Source organism: Algoriphagus aurantiacus (assembly GCF_035156405.1).
Classification (GTDB): Bacteria; Bacteroidota; Bacteroidia; order Cytophagales; family Cyclobacteriaceae; genus Algoriphagus; species Algoriphagus aurantiacus.
The window spans coordinates 19,501-36,803 of record NZ_JAXRUT010000026.1 but is presented as its reverse complement, the minus strand read 5'-3'; the positions used below and the strand labels follow the sequence as shown (position 1 = coordinate 36,803).

18 protein-coding genes are annotated in these 17,303 nt (G+C 40.1%); 11 read left to right on the top strand and 7 right to left on the bottom strand.

Annotation, left to right across the window (positions count from 1 at the left end):
* Positions 1-446 precede the first annotated feature (446 nt).
* Positions 447-2,126 carry an energy-dependent translational throttle protein EttA gene (ettA, locus tag SYJ56_RS20775; protein ID WP_323837521.1) on the bottom strand — a complete coding sequence of 560 codons (1,680 nt, stop codon included), beginning with the start codon at positions 2,124-2,126 and terminating at the stop codon, positions 447-449.
* 133 nt (positions 2,127-2,259) lie between these two features.
* Here ettA and SYJ56_RS20770 point away from each other — a divergent pair, with 133 nt between their 5' ends.
* The 4 genes from SYJ56_RS20770 (at position 2,260) to SYJ56_RS20755 (ending at position 5,177) form a co-directional block, all read left to right on the top strand.
* Positions 2,260-3,507 carry a DUF349 domain-containing protein gene (locus SYJ56_RS20770; RefSeq protein WP_323837519.1) on the top strand — a complete coding sequence of 416 codons (1,248 nt, stop codon included), beginning with the start codon at positions 2,260-2,262 and terminating at the stop codon, positions 3,505-3,507.
* Positions 3,508-3,585: 78 nt separating this feature from the next.
* The gene (locus SYJ56_RS20765; protein ID WP_024284896.1) at positions 3,586-3,807 is read left to right on the top strand and encodes a DUF2795 domain-containing protein; all 222 of its coding nucleotides are present in this window, start codon (positions 3,586-3,588) and stop codon (positions 3,805-3,807) included.
* Between the two features lie 309 nt (positions 3,808-4,116).
* The gene (locus tag SYJ56_RS20760; protein ID WP_323837599.1) at positions 4,117-4,299 is read left to right on the top strand and encodes a HopJ type III effector protein; all 183 of its coding nucleotides are present in this window, start codon (positions 4,117-4,119) and stop codon (positions 4,297-4,299) included.
* 251 nt (positions 4,300-4,550) lie between these two features.
* A complete protein-coding gene (locus tag SYJ56_RS20755) occupies positions 4,551-5,177 on the top strand; it encodes a hypothetical protein (RefSeq protein WP_323837517.1) in 627 nt (208 codons plus the stop codon).
* Positions 5,178-5,460: 283 nt separating this feature from the next.
* Here the strand turns inward: SYJ56_RS20755 and SYJ56_RS20750 are convergent, their stop codons facing one another.
* From SYJ56_RS20750 to queA, 5 genes are all read right to left on the bottom strand, one after another.
* A complete protein-coding gene (locus tag SYJ56_RS20750; RefSeq protein WP_323837515.1) occupies positions 5,461-6,186 on the bottom strand; it encodes a LytR/AlgR family response regulator transcription factor in 726 nt (241 codons plus the stop codon).
* Positions 6,183-7,223, bottom strand: a complete 1,041-nt coding sequence (locus SYJ56_RS20745; RefSeq protein WP_323837513.1) for a sensor histidine kinase — start codon at positions 7,221-7,223, stop codon at positions 6,183-6,185. Before SYJ56_RS20745 ends, SYJ56_RS20750 begins: the two co-directional genes overlap by 4 nt.
* A 30-nt stretch (positions 7,224-7,253) precedes the next feature.
* Entirely contained in the window at positions 7,254-8,090 is an 837-nt protein-coding gene (locus SYJ56_RS20740; RefSeq protein ID WP_323837511.1) for a LiaF transmembrane domain-containing protein, read from the bottom strand.
* A gap of 127 nt (positions 8,091-8,217) precedes the next feature.
* Positions 8,218-8,904 (bottom strand): 2-C-methyl-D-erythritol 4-phosphate cytidylyltransferase, encoded by a 687-nt coding sequence (locus SYJ56_RS20735; protein WP_323837597.1) that lies wholly within the window; start codon positions 8,902-8,904, stop codon positions 8,218-8,220.
* Between the two features lie 104 nt (positions 8,905-9,008).
* Entirely contained in the window at positions 9,009-10,058 is a 1,050-nt protein-coding gene (gene queA / locus SYJ56_RS20730; RefSeq protein ID WP_323837509.1) for a tRNA preQ1(34) S-adenosylmethionine ribosyltransferase-isomerase QueA, read from the bottom strand.
* A gap of 128 nt (positions 10,059-10,186) precedes the next feature.
* Between queA and SYJ56_RS20725 the strand changes: the two genes are divergently transcribed.
* Positions 10,187-11,431 (top strand): ABC transporter permease, encoded by a 1,245-nt coding sequence (locus tag SYJ56_RS20725; protein ID WP_323837507.1) that lies wholly within the window; start codon positions 10,187-10,189, stop codon positions 11,429-11,431.
* 104 nt (positions 11,432-11,535) lie between these two features.
* Here SYJ56_RS20725 and recA read toward each other — a convergent pair whose 3' ends face one another.
* Positions 11,536-12,567 carry a recombinase RecA gene (gene recA / locus SYJ56_RS20720; RefSeq protein ID WP_323837505.1) on the bottom strand — a complete coding sequence of 344 codons (1,032 nt, stop codon included), beginning with the start codon at positions 12,565-12,567 and terminating at the stop codon, positions 11,536-11,538.
* Positions 12,568-12,747: 180 nt separating this feature from the next.
* Here recA and SYJ56_RS20715 point away from each other — a divergent pair, with 180 nt between their 5' ends.
* From SYJ56_RS20715 to rpsI, 6 genes are all read left to right on the top strand, one after another.
* The gene (locus tag SYJ56_RS20715; protein ID WP_323837503.1) at positions 12,748-13,539 is read left to right on the top strand and encodes a DUF3108 domain-containing protein; all 792 of its coding nucleotides are present in this window, start codon (positions 12,748-12,750) and stop codon (positions 13,537-13,539) included.
* Positions 13,540-13,690: 151 nt separating this feature from the next.
* On the top strand, positions 13,691-14,383 hold the full coding sequence (locus SYJ56_RS20710) for a response regulator transcription factor (RefSeq protein ID WP_323837501.1): 693 nt from the start codon (positions 13,691-13,693) through the stop codon (positions 14,381-14,383).
* The gene (locus tag SYJ56_RS20705; protein WP_323837499.1) at positions 14,384-15,460 is read left to right on the top strand and encodes a sensor histidine kinase; all 1,077 of its coding nucleotides are present in this window, start codon (positions 14,384-14,386) and stop codon (positions 15,458-15,460) included.
* 78 nt (positions 15,461-15,538) lie between these two features.
* On the top strand, positions 15,539-16,249 hold the full coding sequence (locus SYJ56_RS20700) for an RluA family pseudouridine synthase (RefSeq protein ID WP_323837497.1): 711 nt from the start codon (positions 15,539-15,541) through the stop codon (positions 16,247-16,249).
* Between the two features lie 181 nt (positions 16,250-16,430).
* Entirely contained in the window at positions 16,431-16,874 is a 444-nt protein-coding gene (gene rplM, locus SYJ56_RS20695; protein WP_086542575.1) for a 50S ribosomal protein L13, read from the top strand.
* Between the two features lie 9 nt (positions 16,875-16,883).
* Positions 16,884-17,270, top strand: a complete 387-nt coding sequence (gene rpsI / locus SYJ56_RS20690; RefSeq protein WP_323837495.1) for a 30S ribosomal protein S9 — start codon at positions 16,884-16,886, stop codon at positions 17,268-17,270.
* The last annotated feature ends 33 nt before the right edge of the window (positions 17,271-17,303 follow it).

The following is a 17,303-nucleotide window of genomic DNA, read 5'->3' as shown; positions in this document are numbered from 1 at the left end:
GAAACTTGATAAAGTCACCCTCCCAATTGTACAAGTAAGCTTTATGCATCTTCCTGCTATCCAAAATCAGAAGTTGATCTTCATCAAAATCCACCCCATCCACGGTTCCTATTAACTCTCTATTATCCAAAGGAATGATATAGCAGGTATCAAATAGTTGCGACATTTTTAAAGACCTGGGGCTCTTTATATCTACAAGTATTTCTTGGACATCAACATCCTGGATTTCGTTAATCTCCTGATTGCATGCTGAAACAATCAGGAATAAACTTGAAGCAATAAGTAATAAAAATCGTCTCATTGAACTAAATCTATAAAAAACAAAAGCCTCCTCCAATCCTGATTATCAAGACTGAAAGAGGTTTTGTTAAAAATTATAAAACCTCTTTCAGTCTTTCCAACTCCGGAGATTTACATTTTCACTTTTTGAATTCAGCTTTCAGCCTTTATTTAAGGTTCTTATACCGAATCCTCTTCGGCTCCACATCTCCTAGGCGCTTTTTCTTATTTTCTTCGTAGTCGGAAAAGTTACCCTCAAACCACACCACTTGAGAATCTCCTTCAAACGCCAGAATATGCGTACAGATTCTATCCAGGAACCATCTGTCGTGGGAGATGACCACGGCACAGCCTCCAAAGTTTTCCAAAGCTTCTTCCAGTGCACGAAGTGTGTTCACATCCAAGTCATTGGTAGGCTCATCGAGGAGCAACAGGTTTCCGCCTTCTTTCAGCGTCAATGCCAGATGAACTCTGTTGCGCTCTCCACCGGAAAGCACGCCGACCTTCTTCTCCTGATCACCCCCACCGAAATTAAACTTACTCACATAAGCCCTTGCGTTTACTTCCTTATTGCCAAGCATCATCAGTTCATTCCCTTCGGAGATCGTCTGATAAACTGTCTTATTTGGATCTAATGAATCATGACCTTGATCCACATAAGCCAATTGTACTGTCTCTCCTACTTCGAAATTTCCTGTGTCTGGTTTTTCTTGCCCAGTAATTAGCTTGAATAGTGTGGATTTACCTGCACCATTCGGCCCGATCACGCCGACAATCCCGCCTTGAGGCAAGGCAAAAGTCAGATTTTCAAAAAGCAGCTTGTCTCCAAAAGCTTTAGAAACACCATTTACTTCGATCACTTTCGCTCCCAAACGAGGCCCAGGAGGGATAAATAGTTCGAGTTTCGCTTCTCTTTCTTTAGACTCCTCTCCCACTAGTCTATCATACGCACTCAAACGAGCTTTACCCTTCGCTTGACGGGCTTTTGGAGTCATTCTAATCCACTCCAATTCTCGTTCAAGTGTTTTCTGACGTTTGGATTCTGTCTTCTCTTCTTGCTTCAATCGGTTTTGCTTCTGATCCAGCCAAGAGGAATAATTTCCTTTCCATGGAATTCCTTCACCACGATCAAGCTCAAGAATCCAACCTGCCACGTTATCCAAGAAATATCTATCGTGAGTTACCGCAATTACGGTTCCTTTATAATTTTTCAAGTGTTGCTCCAGCCAATGCACGGATTCCGCATCCAGATGGTTGGTAGGCTCATCGAGTAATAGCACATCTGGTTCTTGCAATAGCAAACGGCAAAGTGCCACTCTCCTCTTTTCTCCACCTGAAAGATTGGCAACATTAGAGTCACTAGGAGGAAGTCTAAGCGCATCCATGGCTTTATCCAACATGACATCAAGTTCCCAAGCGTTCGCCGCATCAAGCTTCTCCTGCACCTCTCCTTGCTTCTCGATCAGCCTATCCATGGCATCAGGATCTTCCATTAGGGCCGGATCCATGAATTTTTCGTTTATCTCCTCGAATTCCTTCAGCAGAGCGACCGTTTCAGAAACTGCCTCTTCTACCACTTCTTTTACTGTTTTGGTTGGGTCAAGCTTAGGCTCTTGCTCCAGCATACCTACTGTATAGCCCGGAGACCAAACCACTTCGCCCTGGAACTCCTTGTCCATTCCTGCAATAATCTTCAATAAGGAGGATTTACCTGAACCATTCAACCCGAGAACCCCTATTTTGGCTCCATAAAAAAATGAGAGATAAATATCTTTGAGTACTTTTTTCTGTGGCGGATAAATTTTTGATACTCCTGCCATGGAAAAGATGATTTTTTCTGCGCTCATGCGTTATATTTTTACTTTAGAAATTGCACTTAAGAATCAAAGATGGCAAAAAAACCTCTTTCTTAGGATAAGTGCTTTTGAATTAATTAATTTGCGGAAATTCGAAAACCGCCACCTAACCTACTGTAGAACAATGGAGCATCCGTATGGATATATCAAAAACGACAAAGTTTATTTGAGGGGATTTTTGGGACAGGAAGATCGGGTTATCGGTGAAGTAAAAGAAGATGAGGCTTCTACGATTAAGTATTTTGAGGATCGATTCGAACAACTCAAAGAAAAAGTAGCCAAACTCAAAAGTGACATTCAGGAAAACCAGAATAAGGGTTCTTTCCTAATGAAACTTATTCACCTCAGAGAGTCTCTTATGCAATCTGATGCCTTGGGAGATTTCGAACCACTTATCAATGAACTAAGCCAACAAGAAGACTACCTGAACGACATTATCCAGGTAAACCGCACCAAAAATCTTGAGGTTAAAAAAGCTTTAATTCTAGAAGCCGAAGAAAGAAAGGACGATACCGACTGGAAGGAAACCACTGAGTTTTATAAAGAACTAAAACTTCGCTGGATCAAAACCGGTCCTGTAGAAAAGGAACTTCAAGAAGAAGTAGAAAATAGCTTCAATGCTATTGTGCAGCATTTCTTCGAGAATAGAAGACATTTCTTCGAGGGACTTGCTCTTCAGGCAGAGGAAAACATCAAAGTGTACGAAGCATTGGTAGTGCAGGCGAGAGAAGCGCATGATTTCCCTGATGCTAAAATTGCCTTTGATATCTCAAAGAAAATCCAACGACAGTGGAAGGAAGCTGGGAAAGTGCCTGCGGAAAAGAGACAGCCGCTTTGGGACGAATTTTCGAAATTGAATAACCGAATTTTCTCCAGATATAAAAGAACGCTTCAAACCGGACCTCAGATGAACCCTCGGGAACTAATGCGGAAGGTGGAGACTTTAACCGAAGAGATTAAAGGTCTTGCAGCAAAACCTACCTCTTACGAACTCGTAGGAAGAGCCAAAGTGATTCAGGAAGAATGGAGAAAACTACCTCCACGTAAACCCAGAGAAGCGAATTTGATCGTAAGATCTTTCCAATTCTTCTCTGATATCGTATTTGAGAAAGCTTTTCTTGAAAAGCTGGTTCATGGAAAGTACCCTGACTTTGATGAAAAACCTGAGGCAGAGCAAATTCAAATTAAGACTGCTTTGCTAAAAGATTTATTGCGTAGAGATCAAACTGAGCTGGAAGCGGCACAAAACAATACGGAGAATTTCCGCGTACAGTCAGCTGATTTTGATATAATGATGAAGAAAAAATTATTTGCGGTGAAGAGGAAAGTTGATGTCAAAAATTATATTTTGAAACAACTTGCTTTTAAATAATCAGCATACTACTAATTATTTCAAAAAAAGAATAATTTTGCAACCCTTAAACTCCGGAACTCCTTTAAAATAAACACTATGTACTGGACACTCGAATTAGCTTCCTATTTAGAGGATGCACCCTGGCCAGCCACCAAGGATGAATTAATTGATTATGCCATCCGATCCGGCGCGCCAATGGAAGTAGTAGAAAATCTACAAGAATTAGAAGATGATGGCGAACCTTATGAGACCATCGAAGAGATTTGGCCTGATTACCCGACCAAAGATGACTTCTTTTTCAACGAAGACGAATATTAATTGGAAGCCCTGATCACTCAGGGCTTTTCCTTTTTAGGCTGATTTTACAATTTTAGTTCAAGTCTTCAGACTTGGACTTAACTCGCTGCAGTCTCCCGACTGCACTATATCCAATTAGTAGCCTATTCAATCAAAAGCACATCAATCAATTTTTCTGGAAATCCTGCATAGCTAAGTCTGGTTCTTCAGACTTGGATCTACAGTAATGAAGTCTCCTGACTTCCTATCTCAATTTCAAAACATAGCAGTCTGAAGACTGCATTATCATAAGCACAAGACTGAAGTCTCTTGCGCTAATCAAGTTGCAAGATCTTTTACTTCGCGAAGCCTCATGGCTTAAGCCCCTCTGAAACGCTGGTTTTATTTGGGGATTTTCACAGAAAAGACGTGCTGGAAAACCCAGATGGTTCAGACCATCAAAACATCAGAAACTTTATGCAAGCTGGATGGGAAGGAATTGAGTTTGACGGGGAAGTGCTGGTAGGCAAATAAGAGAGTGTAATTAGTTAATCAAAGACCTACAATAGCTAACCAAAATGCGATAGGTACATTGTAAAGTCGGATTTCACGAAATTTCAAAAGGTAAAACTATAATCATCTTCTATCCCAAAACCTTCTCCGCTACACTAACAACTTTTAAAAACTAAAAAAAAGTGTCCTCAATTTTACGATGGTTAATATTAACTATATTGTACTTCCTAAATTTCAGGATAATTGTCAAACAAGATTTTATCAATAGCAACATGAAGAAGCCATTGCTCATATTCATCTCCTTATTTCTGACTCAATTCGCATTTGGACAAAATGAAAAAAGTTTAGTGTTGGAGACTTTTGAAAATTATAAAAGTTCCATCCTAGAAAATAGAGGAACTGCTCTTGCAGAATTGGTTTCAGAACGAACACTTGAATATTACGATATTATTATTCATCATGCCATTAAGTCCGACAGTGTTATTGTCGATAATTTACCCTATTTCGATAAGTTCACTGTTCTATTTATTAGACATTTTTTCCCCATAGAGGAAACAATAAAAATGGACTCAAACGCATTTTTAAAATATGCCACTGAAAATGACTTTTTCGGCAAAGAATCCATAATAGACTTAAAAATAGATGATGTTAAATTACAAGGGAGTTTTGCTCAAGGAATAATGATACGCGACGGGAAACAACTACCCATTTCTTACCATTTCTATAAAGAGGATGAGACATGGAAAATTGACCTCGTATCACTAACAAAAATGACAACAGGCTACATTATAGACTTTATTAATTCTTCAGATTACACTGTTAATAGCTTTATATTGACAGCGCTATCTAGGCATAATGGCAAAGAACCGAAGCCTACTATTTGGCAACCAATAAACTAGATTTACACTATTAAAAATAAAAAGAGACCCCTCTAGTCCAAGTCTTCAGGCTTGGACCCAAAATATAGCAGTCTTCAGACTGCCTTTAAGTGATCTCAACCTTATGTTATAATAATAGCTGCTTAAAACTCAATGGCTGAATTAGCGAAGCCGAGTATATGAAAAGTTAAAAACCATAGCAGTCCGAAGACTGCATCAAGCCGTGGCACAAGCCATGAGACTTGCGCCAAATACCATCTATTCAAACTGAATACTTGGACTGATAACTGTTTACTTTCACTTTCTACAATCCAAGCACCTGCCTAAGCCTGGAATAGCCCGTCTTGCTCACAGGTACTTTTTGGCCACCACGTAGTATGACCAAGTAATTATCTCTCTCATATGGTTCTATTTTGGTGATCTCGTTCAAGTTGATCATATAGGATCTATGCACTCGAACAAACTTGGCCGAGTCAAGCGCTTCCTCAAGTGACTTCATCGTCATTTTCTTAAGGTATTTGCCAGAAGTTGTATATATGGCTATGTAATCATCTTCAGCTTCAAAAAAACTTACTTCATGCGTAGGAATGATTTTGATCTCATTCTTGACACGTACGACTAACCTATTTCGCTTCTCTGCCAATTCATTCAGTTTCTGATTGGATACTTCATCGACACCTTGCTGAGCAAGAAACTTTTCTATGGCCTGAGAAAATCTATCCTGGGAAAACGGTTTGAGTAAATAGTCTATGGCCATCGCATCAAAAGCTTTCAAAGCATATTGATCAAAGGCCGTAGTAAAGATTACCGCAGGAGGTGAATCAAGTAATTCCAACATTTCGAAACCTGTGATTTTAGGCATTTGCACATCCAGAAATATTAAATCGGGCTCATGCTCTTGTATGGCTTTAAGTCCCTGAAATCCATTCTGACATACAGCAACGAGTTCAAATTGAGGGAAATTTGCTAAAAATTCCTGGACAATACTCGCAGCCAATGGCTCGTCATCGATGATTAAAGTCTTGATCATTTCTGTTGGGGGATTTTTAAAATTACGGTAAAAAGTGAGGCTGTTGATTTAGACTCCAGCAAGTCCTTTCTGCCAAAAAGCAAGAATAACCTGCGGTCAACCGAGCTCAATCCGAAACCGGTGCCTTTTGGCGCAGCCATCTCAGGATCGAATGGATTCTCAATTTTCAGCATCAAATAATTTTGTTCCTTGAAAGCTTGAAGCGTTATCCTTACATCTTCAGTGATACCATAAAGTCCGTGCTTGATTGCATTTTCGAGGAGAGGTTGTATCAACAATTGGGGCAGGCGCATCTTCGCAACCTCATCAGTCATTTCAAATACCACCTCTAACCTATGTCCGAAGCGTACACGCTCGATATCGAGATACATCTTCAGGTAACCTAATTCCTCGTCTAGACTCACCCACTGCTGGTGATCCTTTCGGATCGTACCACGTAGAAAATCCGAAAGCTGAAGCACCATCTCCCTTGCTTTCTGAGGCTGTGATACCGTCAGCGCACTGATCGAATTGAGGCTATTAAACAAAAAGTGAGGCTGAAGCTGTTGACGCAGCTGTGTTAATTCTGCTTCCCTAGAAAGTTCATTCATCATCGCCTCTCTTTTCTGAGCTTCACCCTGCTGCTCTAGCTTTGACACAACGATTGCGATCAAAGCCACTAGAACCTCCGCTAAACCCAAAATAGCCCAGCGAAGATAAAAGTGAGATTTGAGAAAAACCAGATACGTTTGATTATCAGAATACACCCACTTAAGTAAGAATTGATGACCTAAAATTGCAACGAGACTAAACAAGAGGGGCAATCCTAAGAGCAACCAGTTATTACTTCCTTTGGGAATATAAAAGCCGAAAACCCGATCCAGCATATTTATCCCCAGAGAGAAAAGTAAGGCAAAAACCAGGGAATCTACAATAGCCGTAGATTGTTCAATTCCATAAAACATGAGCAATCCAAACGTACCAAGGAACCAGATTACTCCGGCTCCTTGTACTATCCAAATACTCTTAGTAGGGTTTGAAAATGCTTTCGAAAACAAAATTTCGGTGATTTAAAGAAAGGAATTTCGTTAATATGATTTGATTTCCAAGCCACCAAAAAAGACTGTCCCCCTTATGACCAACACTTTATCCGGATCTACCTCAGACTGGCGATATACTCGTTTGTCTTCTACTCCTGCAGCAATATTGGTTACTTCCACACGCACATCCCAATGAGGAGGCACTACTAATTTGATCCCACCAAATATCACATCAACTTGGAGCGTCACAATCCCAGAAAAATCTGACTGGGAAAGATCTAGATCAATTCCACCAAAAGCAGCGGTCAGTTTTCCGCCTTGGAAATTCTTAGTCAGCATTCGCTTATTGATTCCACTCATAATAGAATCTATGGAAACACTGTCAGAGTAGCTAGTACCAGAAACTCCTGACATACCTGCGTAGGATTTTGCCCCTGTAGATTCGTTAGAGAATGAAGTCTTTTCTCCTTTGTTGTATTCTTCGGAAGAAATGGATGGGCTGGGTGAAGGATTAGATTTCGCTCGAATTTTTTCCTGAATATCATTAAGAACCTGCTGCTCCTTCCGCTTTTGGGTAATTAGATAAATCCCCACCAATATCAGGGCTACTGGAAATATGAAGCGCTGCAATCCAAAATCAAAATTAAATTCCCGTTCCAGTAGAAAGTACGTACCAAGACCAAGCATTATTACTCCAAAAAAGCTTTTGAACTCATGCTTGACAAGGGTAATCACCCCTATGGCAATTAATATCATTGGCCATGAAAGCAACCAATCAGGATAAAAAACATCCAGCTTCCTAAGTAAAATCAGGACACCTACCGCAATGATTATGAATCCGAAGATTACACCTCCATCATTATTGTTTCTATATTTTTGTCTCATCACTTTTTTGTTTTATTGATGATCGAAAGTACACAGCTGGATAGCATTCTGAAATAAGTAAAAGGTCAACTCCTCCAAATAGTCGGTGAACCTTACTAAAAAGTCGGTAAAATCTAATCTAGAAATCTTACCGATCTGTTAATTGCTTAGCTGCAATGAATTCTGCATAACTCATGTCTTCAGGAGAAGTAATCTTTATATTTTCCGGATTCCCCGAAATCAAAGTAACTTGCCAACCCTGATTTTCATAGACAGTTGCATCATCGGTAAACTGCTGAAGTTCGGTCACGGCAAAAGCTTTCTTGATTTTATCCACTTGGAAAGTCTGGGGAGTCTGTACCAATCGGAAATACTGTCGCTCCTCATAAAATGACTTTCCGTCATCCCTAAGTTTTCTAATAGAATCTTTCAAAGCAATCACAGCTATGGCACTTCCATTTCGCTCGGCTACTTCAAAACTTTCTGAAATAACCGTCTCCGCTACAAATGGTCTCACACCATCATGTATCGCAACCAGCTTAGTCTCAGAATTAAGTGCATTCAACCCATTTCTTACTGATTGGAACCTGGAATTACCACCTCCTATCACACGATGAGGAATAGTGAATTTATATTCCTCGCACAGTTCCTTCCAGTATAAAAAATCATTCTCAGGCAATACTAGGATTAAATCGGTGGATGGATCCACCCGATAAAAAACAGAAAGTGTGCGCATCAGTACGGGTTGGCCAGCAACAGGCAAATATTGCTTAGCAATCGTCCCACCCATTCTCGTACCTCTTCCACCTGCTACCAGGATTGCAGCTTTTTTAATCATACTTATTTTTCGCAAAAGTAAGAATTCAAATCTCCTCAGGTTTTACTGCAAAGTTATATCTGTGTGAAAATAAAAAAAGCTCCATTTTGGAGCTTTCAGTATTAAAGGATCAACATCGCGTCTCCGTATGAGAAGAATCGATATTTCTCTTTGATGGCTTCTTTGTATGCTTTCATCACCAAATCATACCCTCCAAAAGCCGCTGCTGTCATCAGCAATGTAGATTCTGGTAGGTGGAAATTTGTAATCAATGAATTTGCAATCTTAAATTCGTAAGGAGGAATGATAAACTTATCCGTCCAGCCGGCACTTGCTTTCAATCGACCATTTGCAGTTACTGATGATTCAATAGTCTTCAAAGAAGTAGTTCCTACTGCCACCACGCGCTTCTTGGCATCCAGTGATCTATTCACCAATTTTACTGTCCCATCAGGAATGCTGTAGTTCTCAGAATCCATTTTATGCTTGGTCAGGTCTTCCACATCTACCTGGCGGAAAGTACCCAAGCCAACATGAAGTGTAATAGGAGTCACATCAACACCCTGAAGCTCTAGCCTTTTTAGCAAATGTGGAGTAAAGTGCAGTCCAGCAGTAGGCGCTGCTACAGCTCCTACGTTCTTAGCGAATACAGTTTGGTATCTCTCTTTATCTTCTGCTTCTACCTTTCTTTCGATAAATTCTTTCAAAAGCGGCGTTTCACCGAGCGTATCGATGGTCTTATGGAATTCTTCTTCAGTCCCATCAAACAAGAAACGAATGGTACGACCTCTAGAAGTAGTATTATCAATTACTTCAGCGACTAGATCAGAATCCCCGAAATACAGCTTGTTACCTACTCTGATTTTACGTGCTGGATCTACCAGAACGTCCCAAAGTTTCAATTCTGCGTTCAGTTCTCTCAAAAGAAAAACTTCAATCTCTGCTCCGGTTTTTTCTTTATTTCCGTATAGTCTTGCAGGAAATACTTTTGTGTCATTGGTAACAAAGACATCACCCTCACCGAAGTATTCGGTAATATCTTTAAAAACTCTGTGTTCAATTTTACCTGTATCCCGATGGAGTACCATCAATCTGGATTCATCCCGATTTGCTGCAGGATAAAGAGAGATTAGTTTCTTTGGAACGTCAAATTTGAAATCCGATAATTTCATAGATAAGTTTTAGATGTCTTGAGTGATTAGCATGAGTGATTTAGAATAACTCTAAAAAATGCAAAGATACTAACAATATCAGGCAATTTCAGCTAACTTAACAAATTGTTTTAACCAACTATAAACACATGCTCTTTTTCAAACTTACATGGGAAAGTTTTCGCTTTGCGATTTCAGCATTAAAAACTAATCTCACCCGAACCATATTGTCCCTATTAGGGGTTACGATTGGTATTTTCGCCATCATTGCAGTTTTCACATTAGTCGATTCACTGGAGAGCAACATTAAATCTTCCTTTTCCTTTTTAGGCACCAATGTGATGCGAGTAGATAGATTCCCATTCGACGGTGGCCCAAATACTCCTTGGTGGGAATATTTCCGCAGACCTCCGGGAACTGTTCCTGAATATGAATTTTTACAGCAGAGACTTACATCTGCAGAAGCAGTCACTATTTCAGCCTCAGCTACCACTACTGTAAAAGCAGGAAGTAATGCCTATCAGGGAATGGCCCTTACTGGTGCTGTTTACTCGTATCAGGATGTATATGAACTTTCAATAGAAGAAGGAAGATATTTCACTCAGTCAGAGATCAATGCCTCTAGAAACTTTGCCATCATTGGAAAAGAAATAGCCAATACACTGTATCCAGAGCAAGAAGTAATTGGAAAGCCTATAAAAATCAAAGGAATGAAATTCACCGTTATCGGTGTGTTTAAAGAAGAGGGTGAAGGACTATTTGATGCACCTTCGAAGGATGAAGCATGTCTGATACCTTATGGAGCATTTAGCAAAATGTATTATACAGGTAAAAATGGAATGGAGCCAACCATAGCTGTTCAAGGTATGGAAGAGGACATTGGTCTAGTGGCCTTGGAAAATGAAATGACTGGACTACTGCGCGCTAAAAGAGGCTTACGGCCAAGAGATAAGGACAATTTCGCATTGAACAAAACTGAGTTTATTCAGAATGCCATTGGATCGATTTTCGATGTGATCTCTGTGGCAGGATGGGTAATCGGAGGCTTTTCGATTCTGGTTGGAGGATTCGGTATTGCAAATATTATGTTCGTATCAGTACGAGAAAGAACTAATATCATTGGCATCCAAAAGTCTTTGGGAGCAAAAAACTACTTTATATTATTCCAATTTCTTTTCGAATCAGTCTGCTTGAGTTTGATCGGTGGTATTGCAGGGATCGTCATTGTCTTTTTCCTAACCTTTATCAAGTTGGGTAGTTTGGAAATCATACTTTCCTTCAGTAACATTATGCTTGGGCTCGGAGTCTCCACCATCATTGGAGTAGTTTCCGGGATCGTACCTGCTACACTTGCAGCGCGAATGGATCCTGTGGAAGCCATCAGAACCACCTAATAATCCGACCTTTCATATCCCTAAAAATAGCCCAAAACAAAAAAAGAAGTTGCTCAATTTTAGCAACTTCTTTTTTTATGCAGAATTGTGAAAATCGAAAAAGCTTATTCTTGCTCCACAACTTTAGCTGCTCCTTTTGATGATAACCCGGAAGCTGTTTTGATCTTCACCTCAAGTTCTTCCATCAATTCAGGATTATCCAATAGAAGGGTTTTTACAGATTCACGGCCCTGACCAAGTTTCTCGCCATTATAGGAGAACCAAGAACCAGCCTTTTTGATGATATCCAACTCAACACCAAGGTCAATGATTTCTCCCACCTTGGAAATACCTTGCCCATACATGATGTCAAATTCTACAACTTTGAATGGAGGAGCTACTTTATTTTTCACAACTTTCACCTTCGTTCTGTTACCAAGGATATTGTCAGCACTTTCTTTAATCTGACCAATTCTGCGGATATCTAATCTAACCGAGGCATAGAATTTCAGTGCATTACCACCAGTGGTGGTCTCAGGATTACCGAACATTACACCGATCTTCTCACGAAGCTGGTTAATGAAAATACAGGAACATCCTGTCTTGTTGATCGCTCCTGTTAGCTTTCGCAAAGCCTGAGACATCAACCTGGCCTGTAAGCCCATTTTGCTGTCGCCCATTTCGCCTTCCAGTTCACCTTTAGGTACCAATGCAGCTACGGAATCAATTACAATAATATCAATTGCTCCAGATCGGATCAAATGCTCAGCGATCTCAAGTGCCTGCTCCCCATTATCTGGCTGAGAGATCAGAAGATTCTCTGTGTCAATCCCCAGCTTTTCGGCATAGCTCTTATCAAAAGCATGCTCTGCATCAATGAAAGCCGCTAAGCCACCAGCCTTTTGAGCCTCAGCAATACAATGTAAAGTCAACGTAGTTTTACCAGAAGACTCAGGCCCATATATTTCAATTACTCGGCCACGAGGTATGCCTCCTATACCTAAAGCAATATCCAACCCCAAAGAGCCTGTAGATATAGCTGGGATATCTACTACTTTATTGTCACTAAGCTTCATTACGGTGCCCTTTCCGTAAGTTTTCTCCAACTTATCTATAGTAAGCTGCAAGGCTTTTAGTTTTTCGGCGTTGTTACTCATGCGTTTTGTATTTGTAAAATCAATTGATAAGTGAAAGTAAATAAACAACAGACCATTACCAAGGTGGACTTGTCTATTGTTTTAGGATACTATATTCGTAATTTTAATCGCCTTTCGGCACGCTTTTTCGTAATACCTATGGAATTCTGCCCTTTTCGTCAGGTATTGTCATTATAATTTATGAAAAGAATCCTCGGATCACTTATACTTCTTATTATTCTAACCCATTCTGATCTGTCTGCACAAGATTCAGCGGGCAGTCACCCTTTTACTTATGGAGAGGAATTATCCTTTGAGGTTTCCTATGGATGGTTGAATCTTGCCGAAGCTAAACTTCAGATTGCTAAAAGGCCGCAAGATCAGAATGATAAACCGCACTATAAAATAGATGTGTACGGCAAGACCAAAGGGGCCGCAACTATTTTTGGGAAGGTAAATGACAACTGGGGTACTTACCTCGATGGGGAAACCATGTTACCATCTTTATCCTATAGACATATCGAGGAGGGAAAATACAGAAAACACGAGTTCGTCCACTTTGACCAAAGAAATAAGAAAGCTACTATGAAGCTTTTTGACAGAGAGAATAGAAACCTGAAACAAACAAAGGATTTTGATTTGCCTGGTCAAGTGCAAGATCTGGTAAGCGGCTTTTATTTCCTGAGATCACAGGATTTGAAAGATATGAAGCAGGGAGAATCCATAGAAATCAGGGGATTCTTTGATAAAGAAATATATAACATAAAGTTAATCTACGAGGGGACTGAAACCTTAGACACCAACCTTGGCGAGAAAGAAACTTATATTTTTTCACCTCAATTGCCGAAGAACAAACTTTTCAGAGGAGAATTCCCAGTGAAGGTCTGGGTAACAAAGGATCAGAACAAAATACCTGTAAAAATCAAGGCCAACCTCTTCATCGGCTCATTGAATTTAGATATCATTTCGGCGAAGGGTTTGAAAAATAATTAATTCTAAATCACATAACATAAAGGTAACATTGTGCTGCATTTGCCAAATATCCTTGTCCTTTTCGCTGAAGCGCAGCATCATTGGCAATCTTTTATTTGGCTTCAATCCTTAAATATTCCTTAATTTTGATCCAAACATTAAGAAATCACTGATGAGCGATAAGCAAAAAATCAAAGTTCTGGTAGTTGACGACGAACCTGATATTGTTGAAATCCTGAAATACAATCTCCAAAAAGAAGGCTATGAGGTAGCGACTGCGGAAGATGGAATGAAAGCGGTAAAGATCGCTGCCAAATTTTTACCCGATGTGATTCTGCTGGACATCATGATGCCTAATCAGGATGGTGTAGAAACTTGCCTTCAGATCAGACAGATCACCGAACTCAAGAATACGTTTATCATTTTTCTGACGGCACGCATGGAAGAATATTCTGAAGTGGCGGCCTTTGATGTGGGAGCAGATGATTACATCACTAAGCCTATCAAGCCACGAGCTCTGATGAGTAGAATTTCAGCACTATTTAGACGTGAGTCCAAAAAAGAACAAGAGCAGATTCAAATCAAAATCAGAGACCTTATAATTGACCGAGGCAGCTATACTATAGATAAAGCTGGAAAGACGATCACCCTTCCGAAGAAAGAATTCGAGCTTTTGTATTTCCTGGCCAAAAACCCTAATATAGTTTTCAGTAGAGATGAACTTCTTCAGAATATCTGGGGTGCAGATGTGTTCGTATTGGCTAGAACTGTAGATGTGCATATCAGAAAAGTGCGTGAGAAAATCGGAGAAGACTACATCACTACTGTAAAAGGTGTAGGCTATAAATTCGAATTAGGGCAATAAATGTTTACCACTTCCAAAGGGATTTCTTTGATCTTGGCTTTAGCCATTTCGGCTTTGGTGGCGGCTTTTTTGTCATTAATCGATGGTGCCACACCCATCTTGCTCTTTGTAGCCTGGGGTGTATCGTTTTCATCTTCCTATTTGCTGATTTCATTCATGCTTGAATTTTTGATTTTCAAGGAAATTGGGGATATCTATTCCCTTCTTGAAAAAATCCAGCGAAAAGACCTCTCTGAAATCAGTGAAAAATCAAGCAAAGGATCTATTTCTCCCTTGCGAAAAATCAATAAAGTCATCAATTCCTACGCTATAGCCCGACAAAAAGAAATTGACACCTTACAGAAAAACGCTGTATTCCGAAGAGAATTTATCGCTGATATTTCCCATGAATTAAAAACTCCGATTTTCGCAACGCAAGGATATATCCATACGCTTTTGGATGGAGCCATTGACGACAAGCAAGTAAGAATGAGATTTCTCAAGCGGGCTGCCAAAAGCTTAGATTCATTAGACATATTAGTACAGGATCTCCTGACACTTAATCAGATGGAAAGTGGTGTGATCAAATTCAATTTCACTGACTTTGACCTGAAAGAGCTCTTAGAAGAAGTAATGGAGGAACTAGAGCACAAGGCTTCTAAGCGCGACATGCACATTGAATTTGATGTGCAGCCTGATAAGCATTACCTGACGAATGGTGATAGACAAAAGATTTATCGTGTATGCCAAAACTTGATTTTCAACGCCATGAAATACAATCAAAATGGCGGTGGAATAAAAGTCTCCATGACTACACACAAAAATAGCATCCAAGTAGATGTAAAAGACGATGGTCAGGGGATTCCTCCAGAAGATTTAAAGCGAATCTTTGAGCGATTCTATCGTGTTGAGAAAAGCAGAAACAAAAAAGAAGGCGGCACCGGCTTAGGATTAGCTATAGTAAAGCACATCTTGGAAGGTCATAAAAGTAAGATTTCCGTTAGTTCAACGGTGGGCAAAGGATCTATTTTCAGCTTTTCACTTCCTTTGGTGAAAATCGATTCTCCCCAAGAAAAACTTAAAGTGATAACTCCCTAATAATAAAACCCACAGAAGTTTTTTAGCCATCCTTTTTTCTATACTTTTGCAGCCTCAATTGAAGAGGCAGGAGAATCCATGAAGAAAGTAGATTTTGAAAATCTTATTCTGTTTGAAAACGAGGATTACCTGGTAATCAATAAACCGCCGTATCTATCAAGCTTAGACGATAGGCACGAAGCGCAGAACATCCTAGACTTAGCCAAGACACACACCCCCGATTCCCAACTGTGTCATAGATTGGATAAGGAAACATCAGGATGTCTAGTGATTGCCAAGAATCCAGCGGCCTACAGGCATTTGGCCATGCAGTTTGAAAGCAGAAAAGTTAACAAAGTCTATCATGCAGTGGTGGAAGGAATTAAGGAATTCAGCGATGAGCTGGTGGACCGAAATCTTTTAGCCAACAACAAAGGAATCGCCAAAGTAAGCAAAGACGGCAAGCCAGCGCAGACAATTTTCAATACGTTGAAGACCTACTACGCACATACGCTAGTCGAGTGCAAACCCATCACTGGGAGACTGCATCAGATTAGAGTTCATTTGGCTTACCTCAAGTCGCCCATTTGCGGAGACACCTTATACGGCGGCAACCCTTTATACCTTTCTTCTATCAAGCGTCGCTTCAATTTAAAAAAAGAGACAGAAGAATTACCAATTATGCAGCGGGTTTCACTTCATGCTTATTCGATTGGATTTGAGGGTTTGGACGGCACGGAAATATTCGTGAATGCGCCTTATCCGAAGGATTTCAAGGTTTTGGTCAATCAACTAGAGAAAACCAGCTAAGAAATTTCCATCGAAAAAACGGAAGAATTACCCAATTTTGATTGGTTGTAAAATGCTAAGCCTGTGAAAATTAGGACTTAGTATTGGAAATATTTTGCATCAAAAATAAAATACTCCTATCTTTGTGTCCCTTTTTGAGGGTGAAATAAATTTAACAAGCTAAATATTAAACAGTTACACAGTGGATACTTTGAGCTATAAGACCGTATCAGCCAATGCCGCAACTGTAGAAAAGCAATGGGTGGTAGTGGATGCCCAAGCTGCAGTTTTAGGTAGATTGGCTAGTGAGGTAGCAAAAATCTTAAGAGGTAAGACGAAGCCAAGCTTCACTCCTCACGTTGATTGCGGTGACAATGTCATTGTAATCAATACAGACAAAATCAGATTAACCGGTGACAAGTGGGACTCCAAAGTTTATGTGAGACACACTGGCTATCCGGGTGGACAGCGTATTTCTACGCCAAGACTATTGAAAGAGAAATCTTCAACAATCTTGATCGAGAAAGCTGTACGAGGCATGTTGCCTAAAAACAGATTGGGAAGAAAATTATACGGCAACTTGTACGTGTATGAAGGATCTGAGCATCCGCATACTGCACAACAGCCTAAAGCCATCACTCTTTAATTGTCTATCATGGAAATGATCAACAAAATCGGTAGAAGAAAAACCTCTGTAGCCAGAATTTACATGGCTCCGGGAAAAGGTGAAATCACCGTAAACAACAGATCTTTGGAAGTTTACTTCCCATTCGAACTGCACAGGATCGTAGTGAAGCAGCCATTAGCTCTAGTAGGCGTGGATGGCAATTACGACATCAAGATCAATGTAGACGGAGGAGGAATCACAGGTCAGGCAGAAGCAGCCCGTATGGCTATTTCTAGAGCTCTGTGCGAATTCGATGCTGAACACAGACCTGCATTGAAAAAAGAAGGCTTCCTTACTCGTGATCCAAGAATGGTAGAACGTAAGAAGCCAGGACGTAGAAAAGCAAGAAGAAAGTTCCAGTTCTCTAAACGTTAATCTGGAGGTTCTTCCTTATATAGAAAAACACAT

What these genes read in the sequence shown, in the direction of transcription:
- ettA (WP_323837521.1), bottom strand. Translation starts at nt 2,126, where the DNA reads ATGAGCGCAGAAAAAATCATCTTTTCCATGGCAGGAGTATCAAAAATT.
- SYJ56_RS20770 (WP_323837519.1), top strand. Translation starts at nt 2,260, where the DNA reads ATGGAGCATCCGTATGGATATATCAAAAACGACAAAGTTTATTTGAGG.
- SYJ56_RS20765 (WP_024284896.1), top strand. Translation starts at nt 3,586, where the DNA reads ATGTACTGGACACTCGAATTAGCTTCCTATTTAGAGGATGCACCCTGG.
- SYJ56_RS20755 (WP_323837517.1), top strand. Translation starts at nt 4,551, where the DNA reads ATGAAGAAGCCATTGCTCATATTCATCTCCTTATTTCTGACTCAATTC.
- SYJ56_RS20750 (WP_323837515.1), bottom strand. Translation starts at nt 6,186, where the DNA reads ATGATCAAGACTTTAATCATCGATGACGAGCCATTGGCTGCGAGTATT.
- SYJ56_RS20740 (WP_323837511.1), bottom strand. Translation starts at nt 8,090, where the DNA reads ATGAGACAAAAATATAGAAACAATAATGATGGAGGTGTAATCTTCGGA.
- queA (WP_323837509.1), bottom strand. Translation starts at nt 10,058, where the DNA reads ATGAAATTATCGGATTTCAAATTTGACGTTCCAAAGAAACTAATCTCT.
- SYJ56_RS20725 (WP_323837507.1), top strand. Translation starts at nt 10,187, where the DNA reads ATGCTCTTTTTCAAACTTACATGGGAAAGTTTTCGCTTTGCGATTTCA.
- recA (WP_323837505.1), bottom strand. Translation starts at nt 12,567, where the DNA reads ATGAGTAACAACGCCGAAAAACTAAAAGCCTTGCAGCTTACTATAGAT.
- SYJ56_RS20715 (WP_323837503.1), top strand. Translation starts at nt 12,748, where the DNA reads ATGAAAAGAATCCTCGGATCACTTATACTTCTTATTATTCTAACCCAT.
- SYJ56_RS20710 (WP_323837501.1), top strand. Translation starts at nt 13,691, where the DNA reads ATGAGCGATAAGCAAAAAATCAAAGTTCTGGTAGTTGACGACGAACCT.
- SYJ56_RS20705 (WP_323837499.1), top strand. Translation starts at nt 14,384, where the DNA reads ATGTTTACCACTTCCAAAGGGATTTCTTTGATCTTGGCTTTAGCCATT.
- SYJ56_RS20700 (WP_323837497.1), top strand. Translation starts at nt 15,539, where the DNA reads ATGAAGAAAGTAGATTTTGAAAATCTTATTCTGTTTGAAAACGAGGAT.
- rpsI (WP_323837495.1), top strand. Translation starts at nt 16,884, where the DNA reads ATGGAAATGATCAACAAAATCGGTAGAAGAAAAACCTCTGTAGCCAGA.